The organism is Chryseobacterium aquifrigidense, assembly GCF_006716485.1.
GTDB classification, from domain to species: Bacteria; Bacteroidota; Bacteroidia; order Flavobacteriales; family Weeksellaceae; genus Chryseobacterium; species Chryseobacterium vietnamense.
Genome location: NZ_VFPD01000001.1, coordinates 2756624 through 2777995 on the forward strand (window position 1 = coordinate 2756624; position 21372 = coordinate 2777995).

Here is a 21372-nt window from a genome sequence, read left to right on the forward strand (position 1 = left end):
ACGAATTCAGATCAATAGGAATGGGCTTTAAAATAATTCAACAATCCATTTGGTTTTAACCAAAACTCAAATGTAATATTTCGACTGTAAAAGAAACAAATGCTTTTATATTTAAACACAAATGGCACCAATGTTTTTCACAAATGACACAAATCTTTATATCAATAGGAATGGGCTTTAGCCCATTTAACAAAAATAATCTAATCCATTGGCTTTAGCCAAAATTTAATAATTGTAGAATCCTTTTGTGGTAAAATATTCTACGAGTAAATATGTGATCCTTCCCAACCCACAATAAGCTGCTTCCTATCACTTCCCCATCTGTAGCCTCCCAGATGCCCTGTAGACTGAATCACACGGTGACATGGAATAAGAAATGCAACCGGGTTACTTCCAATGGCTGTTCCAACAGCCCTATAGGCTTTAGGATTTCCTATTTTTTCGGCTAAAGTTCCATAAGTTGACAATTTCCCCATCGGAATGGTCAGCAGGCTTTCCCATACTTTCAACTGAAAATCGGTTCCTTTTAAATGTAATTTTATCGTATTGAGCTGTGTCCAGTCTTTATCGAATATGGACAGTGCATTCTTTTGAAGAGCATCCTGTTTTTCAATAAAAGAAGCATTGGGGAACTTCTGTTTCAGTTCCCCGAATGCTTTTTCTTTATCGTCTTCAAAAGCCATATAGCAGATTCCTTTTTCTGTAGAAGCTGCCAGCAGAGTTCCGAAAGGGCTTTCGGAAAAACTGTAATGAATATTAAGGCTTTTTCCTCCGTTTTTGTATTCTGCCGGAGACATTCCTTCTATTTTTACAAACAGGTCGTGAAGCCTGCTGGTACTGGAAAATCCTGTCTCGTATGCAGTATCAAACAAACTAGCTTTTTCTTCCTTCAATAAATTTTTAGCATGTTCAAGACTGATGAACTGTAAAAATTTTTTCGGACTTGTTCCCGCCCAATCTGTAAAGATCTTCTGAAAATGAGCAGGGCTCAGGTGAATATTCTCTGCCACTTCCTCCAAACTTGGCTGAAGCCTGAAATTGCGCTGGATATATTCTATCGCTTTGGCAATTCTGTTATAATCTATCTGACTTTGTGTGGACATCATACTATTGTTTTTTACCTCACAAATTTCCAAAGAATATACGGCAGAAAAAATCCGATTCTTGCGGAATTAGTTGTTGTTATAAATATCGTTATAAGCAAGCATTTTATAATATAACTTAGCTGCAAGGAAAGCGGTTGGCTTAGCCATTGGAGAATCCATTAATTCTACAATATCAAATGCTACTACATTACATTTTTCAAATACTTTTCTTAATAATTCAAGTGTTGGATACCATTGTAATCCACCTGGCTCAGGAGTTCCTGTAGAAGGAGCAATTGAAGGATCAAAAGCATCAAGGTCTATGGTAATATATACGTTTCCTGAAACTTTTTCCAATACATCATTCACCCAGTTTTCGTTGTTCGCAATCTCGTGAGCAAAGAATACCCTTCCTTCCGGTAAATACTGAGCTTCTTCAGCATCCATAGAACGGATTCCCACCTGAACTAAGTTATGTTTCTGATTAGCTTCAAACACTGCACAAGCATGGTTAGAAGTAGAACCGTGGAATTCAGGACGTAAGTCTGTATGAGCATCCAGCTGAAGAACGGTAAGGTTTTCAAATTTCTCTCCTACTGCACGGATAGAACCGATAGACACAGAGTGTTCACCTCCAAATAAAGTAAATACTTTCCCTTCGTGATTCAAAAGTTCTTTTGTTTTCTGATAAACGGCTTCTGTCATTGCTTCCGGAGTAGAATTTTCAGAAACTTCTCCTGCTAAGTAAACTCCTTGTAGATAAGGTTCTGTTTGAGTTTCAATATCGTAAAGCTCCATGTTTTCAGAAGCGTCTAAGAATAATTCCGGACCTTTATCAGCTCCTTTTCCCCATGTTGAAGTTCCATCATAAGGAACAGTTACCAACATTACCTTTGAATTCTCTAACGTTGCGTTTTCCTCGGGAATTCCTGCGTATGTTCTCATGCTTTATTTAAAAATTTTAATGTTTTAAAATTGAAATATGACCACAAAGATACGAAGAGTTTATGAGTTGGAGAGTAAGAGCGCCGGAGAGTTTATGAGTTACAAACCTGCAACCTATCATCTATCATCTATCATCTATCATCTATCATCTATTATCTATCACCTCTTCCCTTTCCACTCTCAACTCAAATAGCTATTTTTGTACAAAACTCATAATATGCCTTTAAAAGCTGTACTTTTCGATATGGATGGGGTCATTGTAGATACGGAACCATTACACAGAAAAGCTTATTTCAAAACGTTTGATGAATTGGAAATTGCTGTTTCCGAAGAATTATATACCTCTTTTACCGGAGCATCCACCAAGAGAGTCTCTGAAACCTTGATTAATGAATTTAATTTAAATCATACTTACGAAACAATTGCAGGAATCAAAAGGTCTCATTTCAAAGATTATTTTTATAATGATGATGAGTTCGACTTAATTCCTGGAGTAAGAAAACTGATCGAGCATTATCACGAAAATGGGCTCAAGCTGATTCTGGCTTCTTCTGCAACGATGGTAACCATCAATATGGTTTTTGAAAAATTCGGACTGGAGCAATATTTCAGCGGGAAGATCAGCGGAGCAGATTTAAAGGAATCAAAACCTCATCCTGAAGTTTTTCTTTTAGCTGCAGAAATGTCAGGAGAACCTGTGGAAAACTGTATGGTGATTGAAGATTCTACCAATGGGATTCTGGCGGCCCACAGAGCAAAAATTTTCTGTGCAGCGTACAGAAGCCAACATTCCAAAAATCAGGATTACACGTTGGCGGACACTGTGATTTCTGATTATGAAGATCTGGAAATTGATAAAATTTCAAAATATTTTTAAATAAAAAGCTCTCAGAAAAATCTGAGAGCTTTTGTTTTGTATACGTTGGCGAAAAGCCAATTGACTTTTTTAATACCCAAGAAGTTTCAATACATCTTCCGGTTCCTGTTTTTCACGGAAAATTTCGTATTGCAATTCACCGTTTTCATCTTTCTGAATCAGGACGTGTCTTGGCTGAGGCATCAGACAGTGGTGTACTCCACCGTACCCTCCGATAGTTTCCTGATAAGCTCCGGTGTGGAAAAATCCGATATACAAAGGTTTTGTATCACTGAAAACAGGTAAATAAATCGCATTGGTATGCTGTTCAGAGTTATAATAATCATCCGAATCACAAGTCAGTCCTCCTAAGAATACCCTTTCATATGTATCTTCCCAACGGTTAAGCGGAAGCATGATAAAGTGTCTTGAAATAGCCCATGTATCAGGAAGCGTGGTCATGAATGAAGAATCAATCATATTCCACTTTTCTCTGTCATTCTGACGTTTCTGAGAAATGATTTTATAAAGATTCGCGCCACTTTCCCCTACTGTAAAGCTTCCGAACTCGGTATAGATATTAGGTTCTTCTACTCCTTCCTCTTCACAGAATTTTTTGATCTGAGAAACGATTTCTTCCACCATATACTGATAGTCATAATCAAAGTTCAGAGAAGTTTTGATTGGAAAACCACCACCGATGTTCAGTGAATCCACTTCAGGAGCAATTTTCTTCAAACGTGCATATACACGAAGACATTTGTACAATTCATTCCAGTAGTAAGAAGTATCTTTAATCCCGGTATTGATGAAGAAGTGAAGCATTTTCAATCTTGCATTCGGGTGTTCCGCGATCTTCTGACTGTAGTAAGGAATGATATCTTTATATCCGATCCCTAATCTTGAGGTATAGAATTCGAACTTCGGTTCTTCCTCTGATGCAATTCTGATTCCGATATTAAAGGTAGAATCGATGCTTTCCGTAAGTTTATCCAATTCTCTGTAATTATCAAGAATCGGAGTAATATTTTCAAAACCGCTGTTGATCATATCTGAAATCTTTGCCAGATAATCATCAGTCTTGAAACCATTACAGATGACTTCAATATTTTTATCTACTTTCTCTTTTTCATAAAGAGACTTTACAATATCCATGTCATAAGCAGAAGAAGTTTCTATTGAAATATCATTTTTCAATGCTTCTTCCAATACAAAATTAAAATGACTGGATTTTGTGCAGTAGCAGTAGGTATAATTCTTTCTATATTCGGTTTTTTCAAAAGCTTCTTTAAACCAGCTTTTTGCTTTCTGAATATTTTGAGAAATTCTCGGCAGATAGCTAATCTTTAGCGGAGTGCCAAATTGTTCAACTACGTCCATCAGTGGAACGTCGTGAAACAACAAATTGTTCTCAGAAACATTAAATTCCTCAGTAGGAAAATATAATGTCTGATCAATAAGTTCCGAGTACTTTATTTTCATTTCTAAACAAGTGAATTAAGAAATGCAAAATTGCTAAAAAACTTTCATTTTTAGGTGTTAAAATTATTATAATTTTAAATAAACACCCAATATTGAATCTTGTAGAAATTTAACTCTGATAATCAATACGTAAACTTTTGGATATATTCATTCCTTTTGGCTTCTGAAATCCCCAATACCTGCTGAATATATTCATCTGTAGAACCATACTTTTTATTGATCTCCCCAAAAGCTGCATCAAGATACCTTTTTTCTACCCAGCTCAGTTTTTCCAATACCTGTAAATCCATCTTTGGATAGATAAAATGTAAGCGATTGGCAAGACGAAGTCTTTTCTCAACCATATCCTTTCTGTAGTTGTTGGATAGCAGATATTCATTATAAATGGTTTCTTTATCGAACTTCAGAATTGTCAAGATGAGCGCGGTAGTAATCCCGGTTCTGTCTTTTCCTGCGGTACAGTGGTAAAGAACAGGATCTTTAGATTCCAGAATTTCGGTAATAATCCTTTTTATCGTTTCCGGATTTTCAGTAACGTACTCACGATAGAAATCTATCATTCTTTTGTCTGCATCAGATGCATTCACTTTACCTTTCAGAACCAGCTTTCTAGCCTGAGCCAGCTGGTCTCCTTCATCTTCAAACGCTGAATATTTTTTATAAGTTACCGATGCAGGAAGCTGATCCGGTTTCTGAGAGATTTCTTTAGAATTTCTAAGATCAATTATTTCTTTTATTCCCAGCTTATTAATATCATCAAAAGATTTCTTTTTAAGCTTATGAAGATGGGCACTTCTGTAAAAACTTCCCTCTTTTAAAGTTCTTCCTTCTGTATTTTTAATATTTCCTACCGTCCGGAAATTCGTTACTTTTTTAACATGAATTACTTTTTCAGTTTCATTTTTACCATATTCAGGTGTTTCAAAATGCTGTGTTTTGCATGAAACAATACTGCATAATGAAATGGTGAAAACTGATATTTTGATTAGTTTATTCAATAGCCTTTTTTATAATATGTTTTGGCTAAAGCCAATGGACTTTATTTATTTATCTAAACGGGCTAAAGCCCATTTCTATTGATAATTGATTCTTTAATAGATTATTGGATATTCTATTTCACTAATTCCTACAAATAACAAGACATCACCTGATTCATATTCCACGGAAACCTCATCTTCAACAGCGAAATTCCGGGTTCCTATTCTTGAAGTAATGCTTAGGGCTTCTTTGGTCAAAGGCCAGTTGAGTCCTTTTGTAGTGATGTTATTCACTGATGGAAACGGATAAAGAGAAATCATTCTATTTTTCACTCCTTTCAGTGTAAAATGATGGGGAATAAAATAATATTCTGAGAATTCATCATAAAATTTTATTTTCATCTGGTCTTTGAATGCAAAAGCAACGGTAAGATTTCCAAGAAAATGATCCTGCTCGCCACCGCTTCCTCCGAAAACCTCAACCTCTGAAAAACCTTTTTCCTGAATAATTTCCAGCGCTTTGTGAAAATCTGTTTTTTCCTGATCTAATGTAAGGATGAATTTTTCCTCATACATATCCTCATCTGATCCCGAGTGCGAATCGAAATCACCGGAAATAAAATCCAGCTTATCCAGAGGAAATCCCATTCTTTTCAAATAATGGAAAGCACCGTCTGTACAGGCAATCAAACCATAATTTTCCGGATTGGGTAATGATTTTGGGGCATCTCCATTGATGAAAAGTAATGCTCTATCTCTCATTCGGGTTCCAGTATTCTTCCGGTTCATTGTTCAGTTTTGAAATATATCTGGCCAATACAAAAAGATAATCTGAAAGCCTGTTTAAATATTTAATCAGTTCGGGACGTACTTCTTCGGATTCATTCAGAAATACCAGTGAACGCTCTGCTCTTCTGCATATTGTTCTGGCTGCGTGTAAAAAAGTCGCTGATTTGCCTCCTCCAGGCAAAATAAAATACTGAAGTGGCTCCAGTTTTTCGTCAAAAGCATCCATCCATTGTTCCAATTCTTCAATTTCCGTTTCTGAAATAATGATCGGAAGGCGGGATTTCCCATTGGCAAGCATCAGCTTATCCACAGGTGTTGCCGCTTCTGAACCTACAGTGAACAGATCAAACTGTATTTTCTTCAGCTGTCTCAGCACTTCCTGATCTTCGATATGACTTTTTGCAATCCCGATGAATGAATTCAGCTCGTCTATATTTCCATAACTGTCTACTCTGGCACTGGCTTTAGAAACTCTTGTTCCGCCGTATAGTGCAGTCTGACCTTTATCTCCTGTCTTTGTATAAATTTTCATAGTACTAAAATACCTTTTTTTATACAATGTAAAAAGTAAAATATAGTAATAGCTTCCTGTCCGGTCTGAAAAAATAAAACTGACATTAAAAACTAATGTCAGTTAATATTTGTGTATAAAGGTTTTATATCTTTTGAGACTACTTTCCCTTGTTAAGCATGACAAAGCAATGCTGATCTCTTTATTGTAAGATTAAAAAGTATAATTGACGTTGAGCTGAAAAGTGGTTCCGTTAAATCCAAACTGGTTAACTTCCCAAGGATATCTGAACCTTCCTCCAAGGTCCGTTACCACATCTCCTTTGCTGTCTATGACATCCGGATAGATATTAAATAAATTATTTACCACTCCGGAAATTTTAAGGTCATTCGTTATTTTATAGGTTAAAACTACGTCTGTAACTACCTTACCGGAAAACGTCTGATCTTTGGCAGGATCAGTGGCGTGCTGCCAGGTAACAGACCCAAAATAAGTATTGTTTAAGTTAAAATTAAACTTTGTAATATCATAAGAAAGACTCAGAATAGTTTTTGTTTTTGGTCTTGCAGAGGTAATTCTGGACTGTTCTTTTCTGTCAAAAAAGTTTTCTGAGTAACCATTTTGAGCCAAAATAGGTGGAACGGCGATATTATCTACTATTTTAGTTTCATTGTAATTGAAAGCAGCAATAACTCCCAATCTTCCTTTACCAATAGCGGAAGTATTATAATTAGCAACGAAATCTATCCCCTGAGTAACGGTATTTACTGCATTGGTGAAAAACTTCAGGGAGGTTATTTTATTATTGTTTAATATGACTTCCACTGGATTTGTCAGATCCGGACTCCCCGGAGCGCCTGTTTTGTAACCAATATCTCCTGAGAAAAGTACCCGGTCTTTAATTTTTATTCTATAATAATCAGCTGTGATAGTCAGATTTTTAAAAGGTTTTATGGCCAATCCTCCGGTAATGTTAAATGCTTTTTCAGCATTTAATTTAGCCACTCCAAGATCAGATCTTACAATCTGAGAATCATTATTAAAGGTACCCTGATTAGCTACCGTATTCCCTGTAATTTTTGTCTGAACATTGGAATAATAAATCTGGTGTAAGGAAGGTGCACGGAATCCGGTAGAAACAGACCCACGAAAAACCAATTTATCATCTAATATCTTATATCTTGCATTTCCTTTCCAGGAAACATTATTTCCAAAATCACTGAAGTTTTCATATCTCACCGTTCCTCCAAGCAGCAGGTCTTTCGTAACATCCCACTCAGCATTCATATAAGCTCCGATATTCTGACGGTTTTTATTAACTTCATTTTGAGGCTGCAGTCCCGGAAATGATTCTGCACCACTTCCTGTATAAGACGCTTCTTCTCCTGCCTTTGCCTGATAGTTTTCATTGCGTACTTCAGCTCCGGCTCCTAAAACAAGCGCACCAAAATCACGGCTGATATCTATGTTTCCTATAATATTACTGAACTGATGACCACCTGCCTTAAAACGGGTTGGGGAATTGGCACCCAAAGACGTATTAATCGTGTTTGCTACAGCATAATCTACGGCATTAGAGCCAAAAGTCGCACTCCCGTCAAAACTCCATTTTCCAAACATACCTTTCCACCCGGAGGTTAGATTATAATCATAAACATCTGTTTTAAATTCCGGCTGAAAACCATTGTAAGGTTGTCCTTTTGGAGTTAATAAGCCAAAATCTGAAGTTACCCAATAAGGTGTTCTGTACAAAGCAAAACTGGTCCCACTTCTGTACGTTGTCCCCCCAAAAGCATAAAATTTACCTGTTTCACCCGTTGGCAATTCAAAATTGACAAACATATTGCCCACTTTTGTTTCCGGTTGTCCAATGATCATTCCTAAACCAGGGTTAGCCTGAGTCCAGGCATTATCTACACCAAAAAGTTCATCTTTTGTAATAGAGCCGGCACGGTTCGTTTTATTTTGGGAGGAAAATCCTAGTGTAAGATTCAGACTTCCGGTTTTTGCGACTCTGATTCCCATATTGAAATCTGCTCCGATATTAAAACCATCTCCTTTTGAAGTGACACCTGAAAAAAGATTGACCGTACTTTTTCCAACACTGTTCTTAAGAATAATATTAATTACTCCTGCAATAGCATCAGAACCGTATTGTGCAGATGCCCCGTCTCTCAATACCTCTACGTTTTGTAAAGCTGCTGAAGGAATACTTTTCAGATCTGTACCTACTTCACCTTTTCCCGGGGTATCATTTACATAAATTAATGCACTTTGATTTTTTCTTTTACCATTTACCAAAACCAATGTTCTGGAAGGCCCTAATCCTCTTAAATCTGCAGGATCAAAATGAGCCGTTGCATCAGAAACGGTTTGTTGTGATGAATTGAAAGATGGAACGGCATAGGTTAAAGCTTTATCAAAAGTTACCTGCCCGGTGGATTTTAACTGTACAGCAGAAATATTATCAATGGGAATTGCTGAGGTAATGATGGTTCTTGGCTTGGTTCTACCGGTGGTTACCACAACCTCATCTATTTTATTTTGTTTTATGCTGTCCTGAGCATATCCCATTGCACCAGCTCCGCTTAATACTAATGCATAGATTTTTCCATTAAATAAATTATTCTTCATGTCAATTGTTAATTATTCAATAAATCTAGTAAAAAAATTAATATTAAATACAAAAACAAAATATATAATAATAATTCAATTCCATATTTGCGAAAATTATACCATTTCACAAAAAACAAGAATTGATTTACAAAACATAAAGTAATTTATTAATAACATGAAAAAAAATAAATCAATAACATCTTATTTGTATAAAAAAATTAATTAGTTAACTTCAGAAATAAATATGATTTAATTCGTTCTGATAAGTATTTTTCAACGGGTTGAGATTGCTTCGCCTATGGCTCGCAATGAATGAAATGATTAGGAATAAAAAATGGCCGGGAGAAACCGGCCATATCCAAATTATTTATTTACCTCTACGTATTGTATGATGGTCTGATTTTTTGGGTTGTAGATAATGGTACTACTGTTGGGAAATCTTTTCAGTTTATAATACTGAATATTTTTATCGGATTTAAGATCCTCGAGAACCTTGGTATCAAATGTATTGTCAGGAAGAAATTTTGATATAAAGCTTATTTTATCAATAATATTCTGTCCATCAATCTTTCTGGCCGTTTTATCAGATTTCTTTTCGTCCGATGTTGGCTGACCTTCCAAAAATGGCAGCAACACTGCAATGTCGGCTTTATATTTTAAAATATATCCCTGAGGTCTTCCCGGAATTCTGATTTTCTTTCCTTTTTCCTCCGAAACAATAGCAGCTTCGGTACCAGGAAAAACGGTATTGAACTTAACATCTTCGGAATTCGTTATAGAATTAATAGATTCATTTACAGTTTTCTTTACGGCTTCTTCAACAACCTGTTGCGTTTTTTGCTGTACAGTTTCAGTTGTTTTCTGGACGGTCTGGTCAATTTTTTCTTCTATCTTATTGCATGATACTAATAAAAAAGCTGTAATAACAGGCAAAATATACTTCTTCATAATTCTAATAATGGCGATTTCTTTATTAATATACTTTTCTTCTAACGCAAAAGTAGGGATCAATATTTTAAGAAAGAAAAAATATTTTTTTACGATCCGAAATACTACTGACAAACTGTTGTCATAACCCTGTCTTACCTTTGTATCAACAACAAACAAAAACAAAACATTATGACAACTACAGCAACAGCCACTAAACAATTCATGACTTCTGAACAGCTATTACATGACTGGCAGGGACACAGAAATCTGACAAGAAGAGTTATTGAAGCTTTTCCAGAAAAAGATTTATTTGAATTTTCAATAGGCGGAATGAGACCGTTTGCAAAACTGGCAGTAGAGCTGATTGGCATTGGCGGACCTGCTTTGAAGGGAATTGTTGAAGGAACTATGGAAGCTTACAACGAAGAAGCTTTTAATCCAAAAACAAAAGAAGAACTTTTAAAAAAGTGGGATGAACAAACAGAAGTAATCAACCATTATTTCAATATGATTTCTGAGGAGCGTTTCCAGGAAACTTTCAATTTATTCGGAGAATATGAATTTCCGGTATATCAGAACATTCTTTATTTTGTAGACAACGAAGTTCATCACCGTGGACAAGGTTATGTTTATCTTCGAGCATTAGGAATTGAACCTCCTTTCTTCTGGGAGAGATTTTAATAAAGTAAAAAGGCACAATTGCAGAAAGGTTAAACACAACTTATATCTTTTTTTGCGACACAACAAATTTGCTGATTTGCAATTTTGCCTTTTACTCCAAACATTTCATTTATTTGCCTCAATTAAGTCTTTAAACCTCAACAGCTGTCTTGTTGGGGTTTATTATTGATGTCTTTCCACCATTTTAACGAGCATTTCATTCAAACGTGTACGAAGACTTTCCGGCTCCAGAACGGTAGCATAATCTGCAAAAGTGATCAGCCAGCGGGGAAATCCATCACTGATCCATTCTGTCTCAAAGGTGAGCTCCATTCCCTGTTCGGTTTCTACTTCTTCTATCAATCCGTAATATTTTTTAGAATTTACCAAATGATTCATGATCTTTTTGTCAACCAGAAGTTTCGCTTTAACCTTATTTCCATTCGATTTTTTACGGTAATCATTCACTTGTCCGTATTCCTGCAGAAAAGGATTCTGTGTTTTGGAGATTTCCAGGATCCTGTCGATACGAAACTGCCTGAAATCTTTTCTTAAAGTACAATATGCCATGATGTACCAGATATTAAATTCGAAAAACATCCCGACTGTTTCAATAGCTCTGTTATCCACTCTTCCATCTACAGTCTTATATCTGATATTGAGCTGGGTTTTCTCTGCAATGCTTTCCAGAATAATAGGAATTACATTTTTAAGTGAATCTCCGGAATCTGTATGAAAGCTGAAAACATCGATTTGCTTTTCAATATTCTTAATCAGGTTTTTATCAGAATATTTCAGTACAGAACGCACTTTTTCCATGGCCGCCTGATAATGATTTCCCAGACTTTGGTGGGAAAATTTCTGCATCAGTTTTTCAGCAGTAATAAAACTTAACACTTCTTCTTTGGTAAACATAATCGGAGGAAGCTTGTAACCATCCATTAAAGAATAGCCGTTACCCGCTTCTCCAACAATAGGAATACCCGCATTTTCGAGAGTTTTCACATCACGGTAAATGGTTCTGATACTTACATCGAACTTTTCAGCCAGATCCTGTGCCCGTACAACAGGTTTCGACTGTAATTGGGTAAGGATAGCCGTTACCCTATCGAGTTTTTTTAGATAGTGATCGTTCATTATGTAACAAAGCTAAAATTCTTTTTTGAGAAATGAGACGGCTTTTTTTATTAATTTTATTTTTAATCAAACAGTATCTTCTTTATGCTTCATAGTCATTTTGTTCAGTCTATTGAAAAAATTTTAAAACCGGAACAGGCAGTCATAGACGAACTTGTATCCCATCTGGAATCCAAAGCTTACAGAAAAGGGGATTTTCTGTTAAAAGCAGATGAAACGTGCAGATATTTCTATTTTATTGAAAGGGGATTGGTAAAACTGTTTTTTGATAATGGTGATAAAGATTTTATCATGACTTTTTTTACTGAAAATGCATTTTTCGCTGAACTGAGCGGTTTTCTTACAGGACAGCCGTCAAAATACATGATCGTTGCCCTGGAACCTACTGAAGTTCTGCGGGTACACAGAGATGTAATTGAAGGATTATGTAAAAAATACCATACTGCAGAAACACTTTTCAGTAAACTTTATTCCAAAGCTCCGGTGAATATGATGGGAAGGATCAGTGAGATGCTGGAAGACGACGGAAAAAAACGCTACCATAATTTCATGGAGCAAAGACCGGATCTTATCCAACGCATCAGTCTCGGAGATCTTGCAGACTATATCGGAATCACTCAGGTTTCTTTAAGTAGAATAAGAGCACAGAAGTTTTAGTTATTGAAGACCGGATATATATCATCTACCTAACAGTAACTTCCAGCATCCAGCTTTTAAAAATCTTTCCTTATAAAATTTATCATTTGTAAAAAAATTCAGGAAAATACAGTTCTACATTTGTCACATAATTAATCAAAAAAAACAAATATTATGTCACAAAGAATCAACGCATTTGCGATCGGAAACAAGGCTGTAAATGCACTTCACAACATGGGATTTCAGGTTCAAAACTCTTCACTGGACAATTCATTTCTGGAACTGATGTATTTCCGTGTTTCACAAATGAACGGATGTGCTTTCTGCCTGGATATGCATTCCAAAGAATTGAGAGCAAAAGGTGAAACTGAGCAGAGAATATTTCTGGTAAGCGCCTGGAGAGAATGTTCATTTTATACAGATAAAGAAAAAGCCGGATTGTTATGGGCAGAGACTTTAACTGCTTTAAACGGTAAAGAAGTGAATGATGAAATTTACGCAAAGGTAAGTCATCATTTTTCTGAAACTGAAATGGTAGATTTAACTATGGCTGTGATTGCGATCAACAGTTATAACAGAATTAATATTGCCTTTGGAGCAGATGTAGGAGCGTACCAGGTTCCGGAAAAAGCAATGTAACTATGATTACAAAAATGTAAAAAACTCAGCCTGGCCGCTGAGTTTTTTATTTAATTTTCTTTAAAAGTATTCACCAGTTTATCGAGATTCAAACTGCGGGCAGACGCATCAAAAATCTCACGATACGTACCTTCTTTATTGTAAAGCTCATCATGAGTACCATTTTCAACCACTCTTCCTTTTTTCATCACATAAATGGTATCTGAATCCAGAATCTGTGAAAGTGAATGGGAAATAATGATTACCGTTCTGCCTTCTTTTATCGCATCTAAAGAATTTTTGATCTGTTCAGTGGCTATTGCATCCAGGCTGGCTGTAGGTTCATCCAGAAAGATAATGGGAGGATTTTTAAGAAATAATCTGGCAATGGCAATTCTCTGCTGTTGTCCTCCTGAAAGCTGAGTGGCATCATGCTGGTATTTTTCCGGAAGATCCATAATCTGATCATGCAGGTAAGCTTTTTTTGCAGCCTCCTGAATTTTTTCAAAACTGGCATTCATATCTCCGTAACGGATATTATCTTCTATACTTCCCTGAAAGATATGATTTCTCTGGAGTACAAGACCAAGATCACTTCTCAGAAAAGTATTGTCAAATTCATTAAGGTTGACTCCATCCAAAAGAATCTCTCCGGAATCCGGAAGATAAAATTTACACAAAAGATTGATCACCGTTGATTTTCCTGCACCGCTCAATCCTACCAAAGCTGTCGTTTTCCCGTTTTCAATTTTCATGGAAACATTATGTAAAGCTTTCGTACCGTTGGGATAAGTGAAATCAACATTCTTCAGTTCAAAAGTTCCTTTGATTTCTTTTTCTACAAAGTTTCCGTTGGATTCTGTTTCATGATCTGCATTCAGAATATCAAAATACCCTTCGGCATAAATCATGGCATCGTTCATATCATCATAAATCCTGTGGAGCTGTCGGATTGGTGCCGAAACGTTATTAAAAAGCATAATATGAAGCATGATAGCACCGATAGTCATTTGCTGATCAAGCACCAGATAAACGGTTAAAAGAATAATCAGAACAACACCGAACTGCTCAATAAAAGTTTTTAACCCATCATAAATAAAATTGGTTCTTCTTGTGATCATCTGGCTTTCCATGAGTTCCATCTGCAGGTCATATTGTTTTTTTCCTTCAAATTTTTCACGGACAAAACTTTTAATCACCATGATAGAATTGATCAGGTTCAACAGTCCTGATGTCTTTTTTTCTCTCTGATTTCTAAGCTGGCGTCTCACTCCGCCCAGTTTTTTGGCCTGCAGCGAACTGATGTAGAAATAAATGGGAACAATGATCGTAGAAACGAGCCCTACGTACACATTCTGCATATACATAATGATAAGGGCAATGATGGCATTGGAAAAAAGAGGCAGGATATCAATAAAAAAGTTCTGAACTAATCTTGTCAGACTTTCTATTCCGCGGTCTATCCTGATCTGTAACTTTCCGGACTCGTGGTTTTCATCATTAAAATAAGCGACTCTGTAAGTTAAAATCTTATCAATGGCTGATTGTGCCAGCACGGAGCTCACATTAATCCTTATTTTTTCGCCGTAAAATTTCTGTCCGAAGTTGATAAAAATGTTCAACAGCTCTTTTCCCAGTAAAATAATGGAAATAATGATAAGAATATGAATTCCCTCCGACATCGGATGTGGAAGATGAGTAAGCTTGGTGACTTCATCCACCGTGTATTTCAAAACAATCGGGTTGACCTGTGCTGCAAGAGCTCCCAGAAAAGTAAGAAACAGTGTTCCGTAAATCATGGGACGATAAGGTCTGATGAATGGAACAAGTTGTTTATAGATTCCGAATAAGGTAACGGTTCTGTTAAAAGGTTTAGCCATAGAAATCATTTTAAATGAAAAACGTACCGCTTTCAAAAGAAAAAGGTACGTTTTATTATCATGTTCAGCAAGTGAATGTTTATATTTTATCCTTCATACATGTAAGTTGTAAGGTAATGCAGTTCTTTTCTGCTGGCTTCTTTAGACTCTGCTTCTGCCTGTTCTAAAGAATATTGGGAATTGATTTCCTTTTTCTGTAAAACAAATGAATTGTTAGCATTTTTATCCACTACATCATTAAAAATATGTTCAATTTCAGAGTTCGCTAAGGTAGCAAAGCTGACTTCTTCAAAGCCATGTAACAATCGGAGATCATCAAACTGACTGAAATTTTCATTGACAAATCCCTGCAGCTGTGCTTTGGAATCAAAGTTACCAGCCCAGATATTATAAGCATACTTCTTCTTTTTAGGCTTATCTAAAATACTTTGATACACGAAGTTTTCACCCAGATAGGCTTCTCTTACCTGCGGATCATTGGCAAGATCTTCCGGAAGTCCTTCTTTCAGGATCTTTCCTTCAAACATGATATAAGTTTTGTTGGTAATTGCCAGGGTTTGCTGTACGTTGTGGTCGGTAATCAGAATTCCTATATTTTTATCGACAAGACTTCTTACGATTTTCTGAATATCTTCTACGGCAATCGGGTCTACCCCTGCGAAAGGTTCATCCAGAAGAATAAAGTTCGGGCTTGTGGCAAGACAACGTGCAATTTCTGTTCTACGTCTTTCTCCTCCGGAAAGAAAATCTCCTCTGTTTTTACGGACATGCTGTAAAGAAAACTCTTCAATCAGTTCATCACATTTGATCTGTTGTTCACGCTTCGAAAGCTTGGTCAGCTGCAATACTCCCATGATGTTTTCTTCCACAGACAATTTTCTGAAAACGGAAGCTTCCTGTGCCAGATATCCGATTCCTTTCTGGGCTCTTCGGTACATGGCATCGGTAGTGATCTCCTGCTTGTCCAGGAAAATTTTTCCTGAAGTAGGCTTAACCAACCCTACAATCATATAAAACGATGTGGTTTTTCCTGCCCCATTCGGACCCAGCAAACCAACAATTTCTCCCTGTTGAACCTGTACAGAAACGCCTTTTACAACTTTTTTAGGACCGTATTCCTTGATTAAGTTTTCTCCTCGTAAAATCATAGGGCAAATATATCAAAAATATAAACTTCACTTATAGGTTAATATCAACTTGTTTAGGTTAAATGCAAACTTGTTCATTTACAAACCATTGTAACTTTTCATCATTTTAATCTACTCATCATAAAACATCTCAATCAATTACAAATAATAAGAAATGGAAAATTACGGGTATACAAAAACAGAAAATGTGCACAACCAGCAAAGCAATGTTCCTTACCGTTCAGAAAAGAAAATCCCTGCAGCTATATTGGGAATTCTTGTGGGGTGGCTGGCTTTAAATAAATTTTACCTGGGCTATACAAAAGAGGGAATTATTCAATTGGTTCTGAATGTTGTCACTTTAGGTGCAGCCTCCATCATACCTTTTATTGAAGGTATTTTATATCTCTTTATGAGCGATAAACAATTCGATGATACGTATGTGTATGGGAAAAAAGGCTGGTTATAAGAATCAGAAAAATCATAAAAATTCCGGCTGTTCTTTTCAGAACAGCCGGAATTTTATTTTAATACATGCGATCTTATTTATTCAACAAGATAGCTGCTTCTTTTGCAAAATAAGTAAAGATCATATCTGCTCCTGCTCTTTTGAAACATGTTAAGCTTTCAAGGATGGTTTTATCATTATCCAGCCATCCGTTTTGGGCAGCTGCTTTTACCATGGCATATTCTCCGCTTACATTGTATACTGCGATCGGAAGATCAATGGCTTCGCGTACTTTAGAAACAATATCCAGGTAAGGAAGTCCCGGTTTGATCATGATAACATCTGCACCTTCGTGGATATCTTTAAACACCTCATTCAATGCTTCACGGGTATTGTGGAAATCCATCTGGTATGTCTTTTTATCTTTCGGAATTTCCATATCATCTTTCGGAGCACTGTCTAGCGCGCTTCTGAAAGGTCCATAGAAAGAACTTGCATATTTGGCAGCATAGCTTACAATTCCTACATCTGTAAATCCACTTTCTTCCAATGCTTCACGGATGATCTGTACTCTTCCGTCCATCATATCACTTGGTGCCACAAGATCAGCACCTGCTTCGGCATGAGATACTGACATTCTTGCCAGTGCATCATTGGTAGCATCATTTAAAACTTTTCCGTTTTCGATGATTCCATCGTGTCCGTAGATCGAATAAGGATCTAAGGCTACATCGGGCATCACAATCATTCCCGGAACGACATCTTTAATCGCTTTGATGGTATTCTGCATCAATCCGTCTTTGTTCCAGGCTTCTTTTCCTGTATTGTCTTTCAGATGTTCTGACACTTTCATGTACAAATTGACAGCTTTCACTCCCAAAGAAAATAATTCCTTACATTCCTTCACTGTTAAATCTATACTCCGCCTGAAAATACCCGGCATAGATGGGATTGCTTCCTGCTTGTTTTCGCCCTCCATTACGAAGATCGGCATTACAAAATCATCAGTAGTAAGCACATTTTCTCTTACCAGACTTCTGATAGATTCATTAACTCTAAGTCTTCTATTTCTTGAATGTATCATTTTGGAATACTTTTTGAATAAGTTTCTACAAATTTAATATAAGTTCTACAAAAAACTATTGTATGAAATTGTAGAATTTGTTACATTTGTTACATATATTCGAGAAATTATAAATTTGATGAAAAAACTTTTACTTTTATTTCTATTTGCAGGCACTTTTGTTGGGTTTTCCAATAATTTAAAAGCTCAGCTTAGAGAGCCGGGTTCCATCACTCAAAAGGCGGATGATGGTGTACTGCTTGCCTATCCGAATCCTGCAAAGGATTTCCTTATCATTAAGGCAAAAGATTCTTCTTTAAGAATCAAAAGCGTGACTTTTTATTCAATTTTGGGTATGCAGGTCGCTAATTATACGGTAAATATGAACTCCGGAGAGATTAATATTGAAAAATTAAAGCCCGGAAAATATATGATCCGATATATTTTAAGTGACAACACACAGAAAGTTACTCAAATCGTGAAACAATAAATTAAAATCCTGATAATCATCAGGATTTTTTCTTTTACATTAATTCTGTTTTAATATTTCCGTAACTTTCGGGACTTTTTCATACTAATAGTAAAAAAGAACAATTTAATGCTAAAAGCTGAACATATTAAAAAGACCTATAATGCCGGAAAAAAGGTCGCACTGGATGATTTTAGCATCCATGTTCCAAAAGGCAGTATTTATGGCCTTTTAGGTCCCAACGGAGCCGGAAAAACTTCTTTTATCCGTATCATTAACCAAATTACTCAGGCAGACTCCGGAGAAATCCGGATCAATGGTCAAAAGCTGAACCCAGGTCATATTAAAGACATCGGCTATATGCCTGAAGAAAGAGGACTTTACAAAAACATGACTGTTGGTGATCAGATCCTGTATTTCGGGGAACTGAAGGGAATGAGCAAAAGCGATGCTTTGAATGAAGCCAAAAAATGGTTTGAAAAACTGAACATCGACCAATGGTGGAAGAAAAAGCTTTCTGAACTTTCTAAAGGAATGGCTCAAAAAATCCAGTTTGTAGTTACTGTTCTTCACAGACCTCATTTGTTGATTCTTGATGAACCTTTTTCAGGTTTTGACCCCGTGAATGCCAACTTAATTAAGGACCAGATCATTGATCTTAAAAATAACGGAACGACCATCATTCTTTCTACCCACAGAATGGAAAGTGTGGAGGAAATGTGTGATTATGTTGCTTTAATCAACAATTCAAAGAAAATTATTGACGGAAGAGTTTTTGATGTAAGAGAAAAATTCAAGAAAAATATTTTTGGAATTACGCTTTCTGAGGTAAGCAATGATCAGTTTGAAAATTTCAGAAACAAATATGAGATCTTCAACCTATCCAATGAAAATAATCTTGTCTCTTTTGACCTGAAAAACGAAGAAAGTCAGAATAATATTCTTCTGGATCTTGTACAGGTAGGTAAAGTAAGATCATTTGATGAAAGAATCCCAAGTATGAATGAAGTGTTTATTAATGCTGTAAGTAACCATTCTTAATTTTATGAATAATATTTTTTTAATTACCAAGAGAGAGTTTCTTACGCAGGTTAAGAAAAAGTCTTTCATTATATTAACCCTGCTTGCCCCTGTGATGATTATTGCTTTCGGAGCAGTTGTAGGATTAATGTTTAAGGCGAATGAGTCACACAGTATTATAGAAGTGGTTGATAAGAGCGGACTGTTTACCAATCAGCTTAAATCCAATGATAAATTAAACTACGTTTTTGTTTCTGCAGCAGATGAAAAGTCCAAGATTAACAATCTAAAAGGAAATGAATCTCTGGATGGTATCCTGATTCTTCCTGAATTGAAAAATCAGAATTTTGATGGCCTTGAAAAGGAAACCAGACTTATTATCAACAGTAAAATAGGGTTTGATACCAAGCAACAGATTGTATCTGACATCAGCAATGTTGTGAGAAAAGAAAAAATCAAGCAACTGGGCATTCAGGAAACTCAGTTAAATGATCTTGATAAAAACTTTACCTTAAAAACCATTAATGTAACGGATAATAATAAAGAGGATTCTGATCTTGCTTTTGGGGTGAAATCCGGATTAAGTATGGTACTGATGTACGTTACTTTTATGTTCATCATTATTTATGGGGTAAGGGTAATGCGAAGTGTGCTTGAAGAAAAAAATAACCGTGTCGTAGAGATCATTATTTCTTCTGTAAAACCTTTTGAACTGATGATGGGAAAAATACTGGGAGTAACAATGGTTGCACTGACCCAGTTTTTGATCTGGATTACCATGTCTGTTATTGGTGCATTGGTATTAAATACAGGCTTTTCTCCTCTTCAGAAAAATATTCCGGGTGGAAATGAAGAGATTGCAAGCAAACTGGATATGGGACAGCTTGCGACTCAGATTTCACACAGTTTACTGGAGCTGAATTTTCCGTTAATCATTTTTGTATTCATTGTATTTTTCCTTTTAGGATATATTTTCTATAGTTCTATTTATGCAGCTATTGGTTCTGCGGTGGATAACGAAACAGAAACACAGCAATTTACTTTATTTGCGATCTTACCGTTAACATTAGGAATGTATGGGAGTTTTACATTGATGAACAATCCGGAAGGCCCTTTAGGCTTCTGGTTATCAATAATCCCTTTTACTTCACCGGTTGCTATGATTGCCAGAATTCCGTTCGGAGTTCCTGCATGGCAGATTGCACTGTCTATTACATTATTGCTGGTAACCACAATTTTTATGATCTTCCTTGCCGGAAAAATCTACCGTGTAGGAATTTTAATGTACGGAAATAAAGCTACCTTAAAAGAGCTTTGGAAGTGGATTAAGGGATAAGAAGTAAAAAGGCTAAATAATCAATACCTTTATTTTGTAAGGTTTGTAATAAAAAAATCCCGGAAATTTAATTTCCGGGATTTTTTATATTCTGAAATATTCTATTTGAATATATAGCTTAAAGTAAGTGCAATTACCTGTTCTGATTTTTTCTTATCAGTACCCTTGGTTTCTTTTTTAAGACCAGGATAAGTATCACCAAGACCTAAGTCATATTTTACAGCTACTTCAAGTTGTCTTTTGTAGCTATATCCTACTCCCAGTCCAAGTCCCCAGTTAAAGCTCTTCGCCTTACCATTTACACCTGCCGGCTGGTTGGGATCGGTAACATCCGGGTCATAATAAGGCCTGCTTACAGGAGCGTCTTTAACGTTCTGGCTTAGCAAAAAGTTAAATCTAGGTCCTATTAGTCCAAAGAATTCTGATTCTGCTTCAGAAAAATATCCTTTGAAATAAAGAGGCACACTCAGGTAGTTATTAGCATATATTGCATCATAACCGCTTACACCTTTAGCATCTTTATCTTTTCCTGTTTCTCCTGCACCATAGTACTGAACTTCAGGTTGAATAAAGAATTGGTTTGCCTTTCCTACGGGGATCAATGCCAAAGCTCCAGCCTGGAAAGTGTATCTTGGGCCTGAAGGATTGTGGGCGTTAGATACTCTGGAGTAGTTTAAACCTCCTGTTACTCCAAATCTTGTACTTTTCCATTGCACCTGCGCAAATGATAAAGCAGAAAGCGTTAAAGCTGAGGCTAATAAAAGTTTTTTCATATGTTGAGTTTTAT

The 21372-nt window shown here is 36.1% G+C and carries 20 protein-coding genes and 1 pseudogene; 8 read left to right on the top strand and 13 right to left on the bottom strand.

What is annotated here, in order from left to right:
• Nucleotides 1–260: 260 nt before the first annotated feature.
• Both FB551_RS12280 and speB read right to left on the bottom strand, forming a co-directional pair.
• Nucleotides 261–1103: a bifunctional helix-turn-helix domain-containing protein/methylated-DNA--[protein]-cysteine S-methyltransferase gene (locus tag FB551_RS12280; protein WP_142018108.1), complete on the bottom strand. Its 843-nt coding sequence runs from the start codon at nt 1101–1103 to the stop codon at nt 261–263.
• Nucleotides 1104–1172: 69 nt separating this feature from the next.
• A complete protein-coding gene (gene speB, locus FB551_RS12285; protein WP_047434440.1) occupies nt 1173–2030 on the bottom strand; it encodes an agmatinase in 858 nt (285 codons plus the stop codon).
• A gap of 217 nt (nt 2031–2247) precedes the next feature.
• Here speB and FB551_RS12290 point away from each other — a divergent pair, with 217 nt between their 5' ends.
• A complete protein-coding gene (locus FB551_RS12290; RefSeq protein WP_142017725.1) occupies nt 2248–2907 on the top strand; it encodes an HAD family hydrolase in 660 nt (219 codons plus the stop codon).
• 69 nt (nt 2908–2976) lie between these two features.
• Here the strand turns inward: FB551_RS12290 and FB551_RS12295 are convergent, their stop codons facing one another.
• The 6 genes from FB551_RS12295 to FB551_RS12320 form a co-directional block, all read right to left on the bottom strand.
• Nucleotides 2977–4368 (bottom strand): type III PLP-dependent enzyme domain-containing protein, encoded by a 1392-nt coding sequence (locus FB551_RS12295; RefSeq protein WP_047434446.1) that lies wholly within the window; start codon nt 4366–4368, stop codon nt 2977–2979.
• Nucleotides 4369–4490: 122 nt separating this feature from the next.
• Nucleotides 4491–5366: a tyrosine-protein phosphatase gene (locus FB551_RS12300; protein ID WP_142017726.1), complete on the bottom strand. Its 876-nt coding sequence runs from the start codon at nt 5364–5366 to the stop codon at nt 4491–4493.
• Between the two features lie 93 nt (nt 5367–5459).
• Nucleotides 5460–6107, bottom strand: coding sequence for a thiamine diphosphokinase (locus FB551_RS12305; protein ID WP_142017727.1), 648 nt, complete (start codon nt 6105–6107; stop codon nt 5460–5462).
• Nucleotides 6097–6666 (bottom strand): cob(I)yrinic acid a,c-diamide adenosyltransferase, encoded by a 570-nt coding sequence (locus FB551_RS12310; RefSeq protein WP_047434450.1) that lies wholly within the window; start codon nt 6664–6666, stop codon nt 6097–6099. Before FB551_RS12310 ends, FB551_RS12305 begins: the two co-directional genes overlap by 11 nt.
• 192 nt (nt 6667–6858) lie before the next feature.
• Nucleotides 6859–9279, bottom strand: coding sequence for a TonB-dependent receptor plug domain-containing protein (locus FB551_RS12315; RefSeq protein WP_142017728.1), 2421 nt, complete (start codon nt 9277–9279; stop codon nt 6859–6861).
• 345 nt (nt 9280–9624) lie between these two features.
• Nucleotides 9625–10209 (bottom strand): hypothetical protein, encoded by a 585-nt coding sequence (locus FB551_RS12320; protein WP_142017729.1) that lies wholly within the window; start codon nt 10207–10209, stop codon nt 9625–9627.
• Nucleotides 10210–10380: 171 nt separating this feature from the next.
• Here FB551_RS12320 and FB551_RS12325 point away from each other — a divergent pair, with 171 nt between their 5' ends.
• The gene (locus FB551_RS12325; RefSeq protein WP_047434459.1) at nt 10381–10872 is read left to right on the top strand and encodes a DinB family protein; all 492 of its coding nucleotides are present in this window, start codon (nt 10381–10383) and stop codon (nt 10870–10872) included.
• 162 nt (nt 10873–11034) lie between these two features.
• On the opposite strand, the gene FB551_RS12330 is transcribed toward FB551_RS12325, so the two are convergent.
• Complete coding sequence (locus FB551_RS12330; protein ID WP_047434461.1) at nt 11035–11988, bottom strand: helix-turn-helix transcriptional regulator; 954 nt, start codon at nt 11986–11988, stop codon at nt 11035–11037.
• 84 nt (nt 11989–12072) lie between these two features.
• On the opposite strand from FB551_RS12330, the gene FB551_RS12335 reads away from it, so the two are divergent.
• Nucleotides 12073–12645, top strand: coding sequence for a Crp/Fnr family transcriptional regulator (locus FB551_RS12335; RefSeq protein WP_142017730.1), 573 nt, complete (start codon nt 12073–12075; stop codon nt 12643–12645).
• Nucleotides 12646–12798: 153 nt separating this feature from the next.
• Complete coding sequence (locus FB551_RS12340; protein WP_142017731.1) at nt 12799–13263, top strand: carboxymuconolactone decarboxylase family protein; 465 nt, start codon at nt 12799–12801, stop codon at nt 13261–13263.
• Between the two features lie 50 nt (nt 13264–13313).
• Here the strand turns inward: FB551_RS12340 and FB551_RS12345 are convergent, their stop codons facing one another.
• Nucleotides 13314–15041: an ABC transporter ATP-binding protein gene (locus tag FB551_RS12345; RefSeq protein ID WP_052187160.1), complete on the bottom strand. Its 1728-nt coding sequence runs from the start codon at nt 15039–15041 to the stop codon at nt 13314–13316.
• Nucleotides 15042–15544: 503 nt separating this feature from the next.
• A pseudogene (gene lptB, locus FB551_RS12350) lies at nt 15545–16270 on the bottom strand (LPS export ABC transporter ATP-binding protein); the annotation flags it as partial.
• Nucleotides 16271–16424: 154 nt separating this feature from the next.
• On the opposite strand from lptB, the gene FB551_RS12355 reads away from it, so the two are divergent.
• Entirely contained in the window at nt 16425–16718 is a 294-nt protein-coding gene (locus FB551_RS12355; protein ID WP_142017733.1) for a TM2 domain-containing protein, read from the top strand.
• A 73-nt stretch (nt 16719–16791) separates the two neighbouring features.
• On the opposite strand, the gene hemB is transcribed toward FB551_RS12355, so the two are convergent.
• A complete protein-coding gene (gene hemB / locus FB551_RS12360) occupies nt 16792–17781 on the bottom strand; it encodes a porphobilinogen synthase (protein ID WP_142017734.1) in 990 nt (329 codons plus the stop codon).
• A 118-nt stretch (nt 17782–17899) separates the two neighbouring features.
• Here hemB and FB551_RS12365 point away from each other — a divergent pair, with 118 nt between their 5' ends.
• The 3 genes from FB551_RS12365 (at nt 17900) to FB551_RS12375 (ending at nt 20585) form a co-directional block, all read left to right on the top strand.
• Nucleotides 17900–18250, top strand: coding sequence for a T9SS type A sorting domain-containing protein (locus FB551_RS12365; RefSeq protein ID WP_047434475.1), 351 nt, complete (start codon nt 17900–17902; stop codon nt 18248–18250).
• Nucleotides 18251–18358: 108 nt separating this feature from the next.
• Nucleotides 18359–19270: an ABC transporter ATP-binding protein gene (locus FB551_RS12370; protein WP_142017735.1), complete on the top strand. Its 912-nt coding sequence runs from the start codon at nt 18359–18361 to the stop codon at nt 19268–19270.
• Nucleotides 19271–19274: 4 nt separating this feature from the next.
• The gene (locus FB551_RS12375) at nt 19275–20585 is read left to right on the top strand and encodes an ABC transporter permease (RefSeq protein ID WP_142017736.1); all 1311 of its coding nucleotides are present in this window, start codon (nt 19275–19277) and stop codon (nt 20583–20585) included.
• Nucleotides 20586–20686: 101 nt separating this feature from the next.
• On the opposite strand, the gene FB551_RS12380 is transcribed toward FB551_RS12375, so the two are convergent.
• On the bottom strand, nt 20687–21358 hold the full coding sequence (locus tag FB551_RS12380) for a porin family protein (protein WP_047434482.1): 672 nt from the start codon (nt 21356–21358) through the stop codon (nt 20687–20689).
• Nucleotides 21359–21372 lie beyond the last annotated feature (14 nt).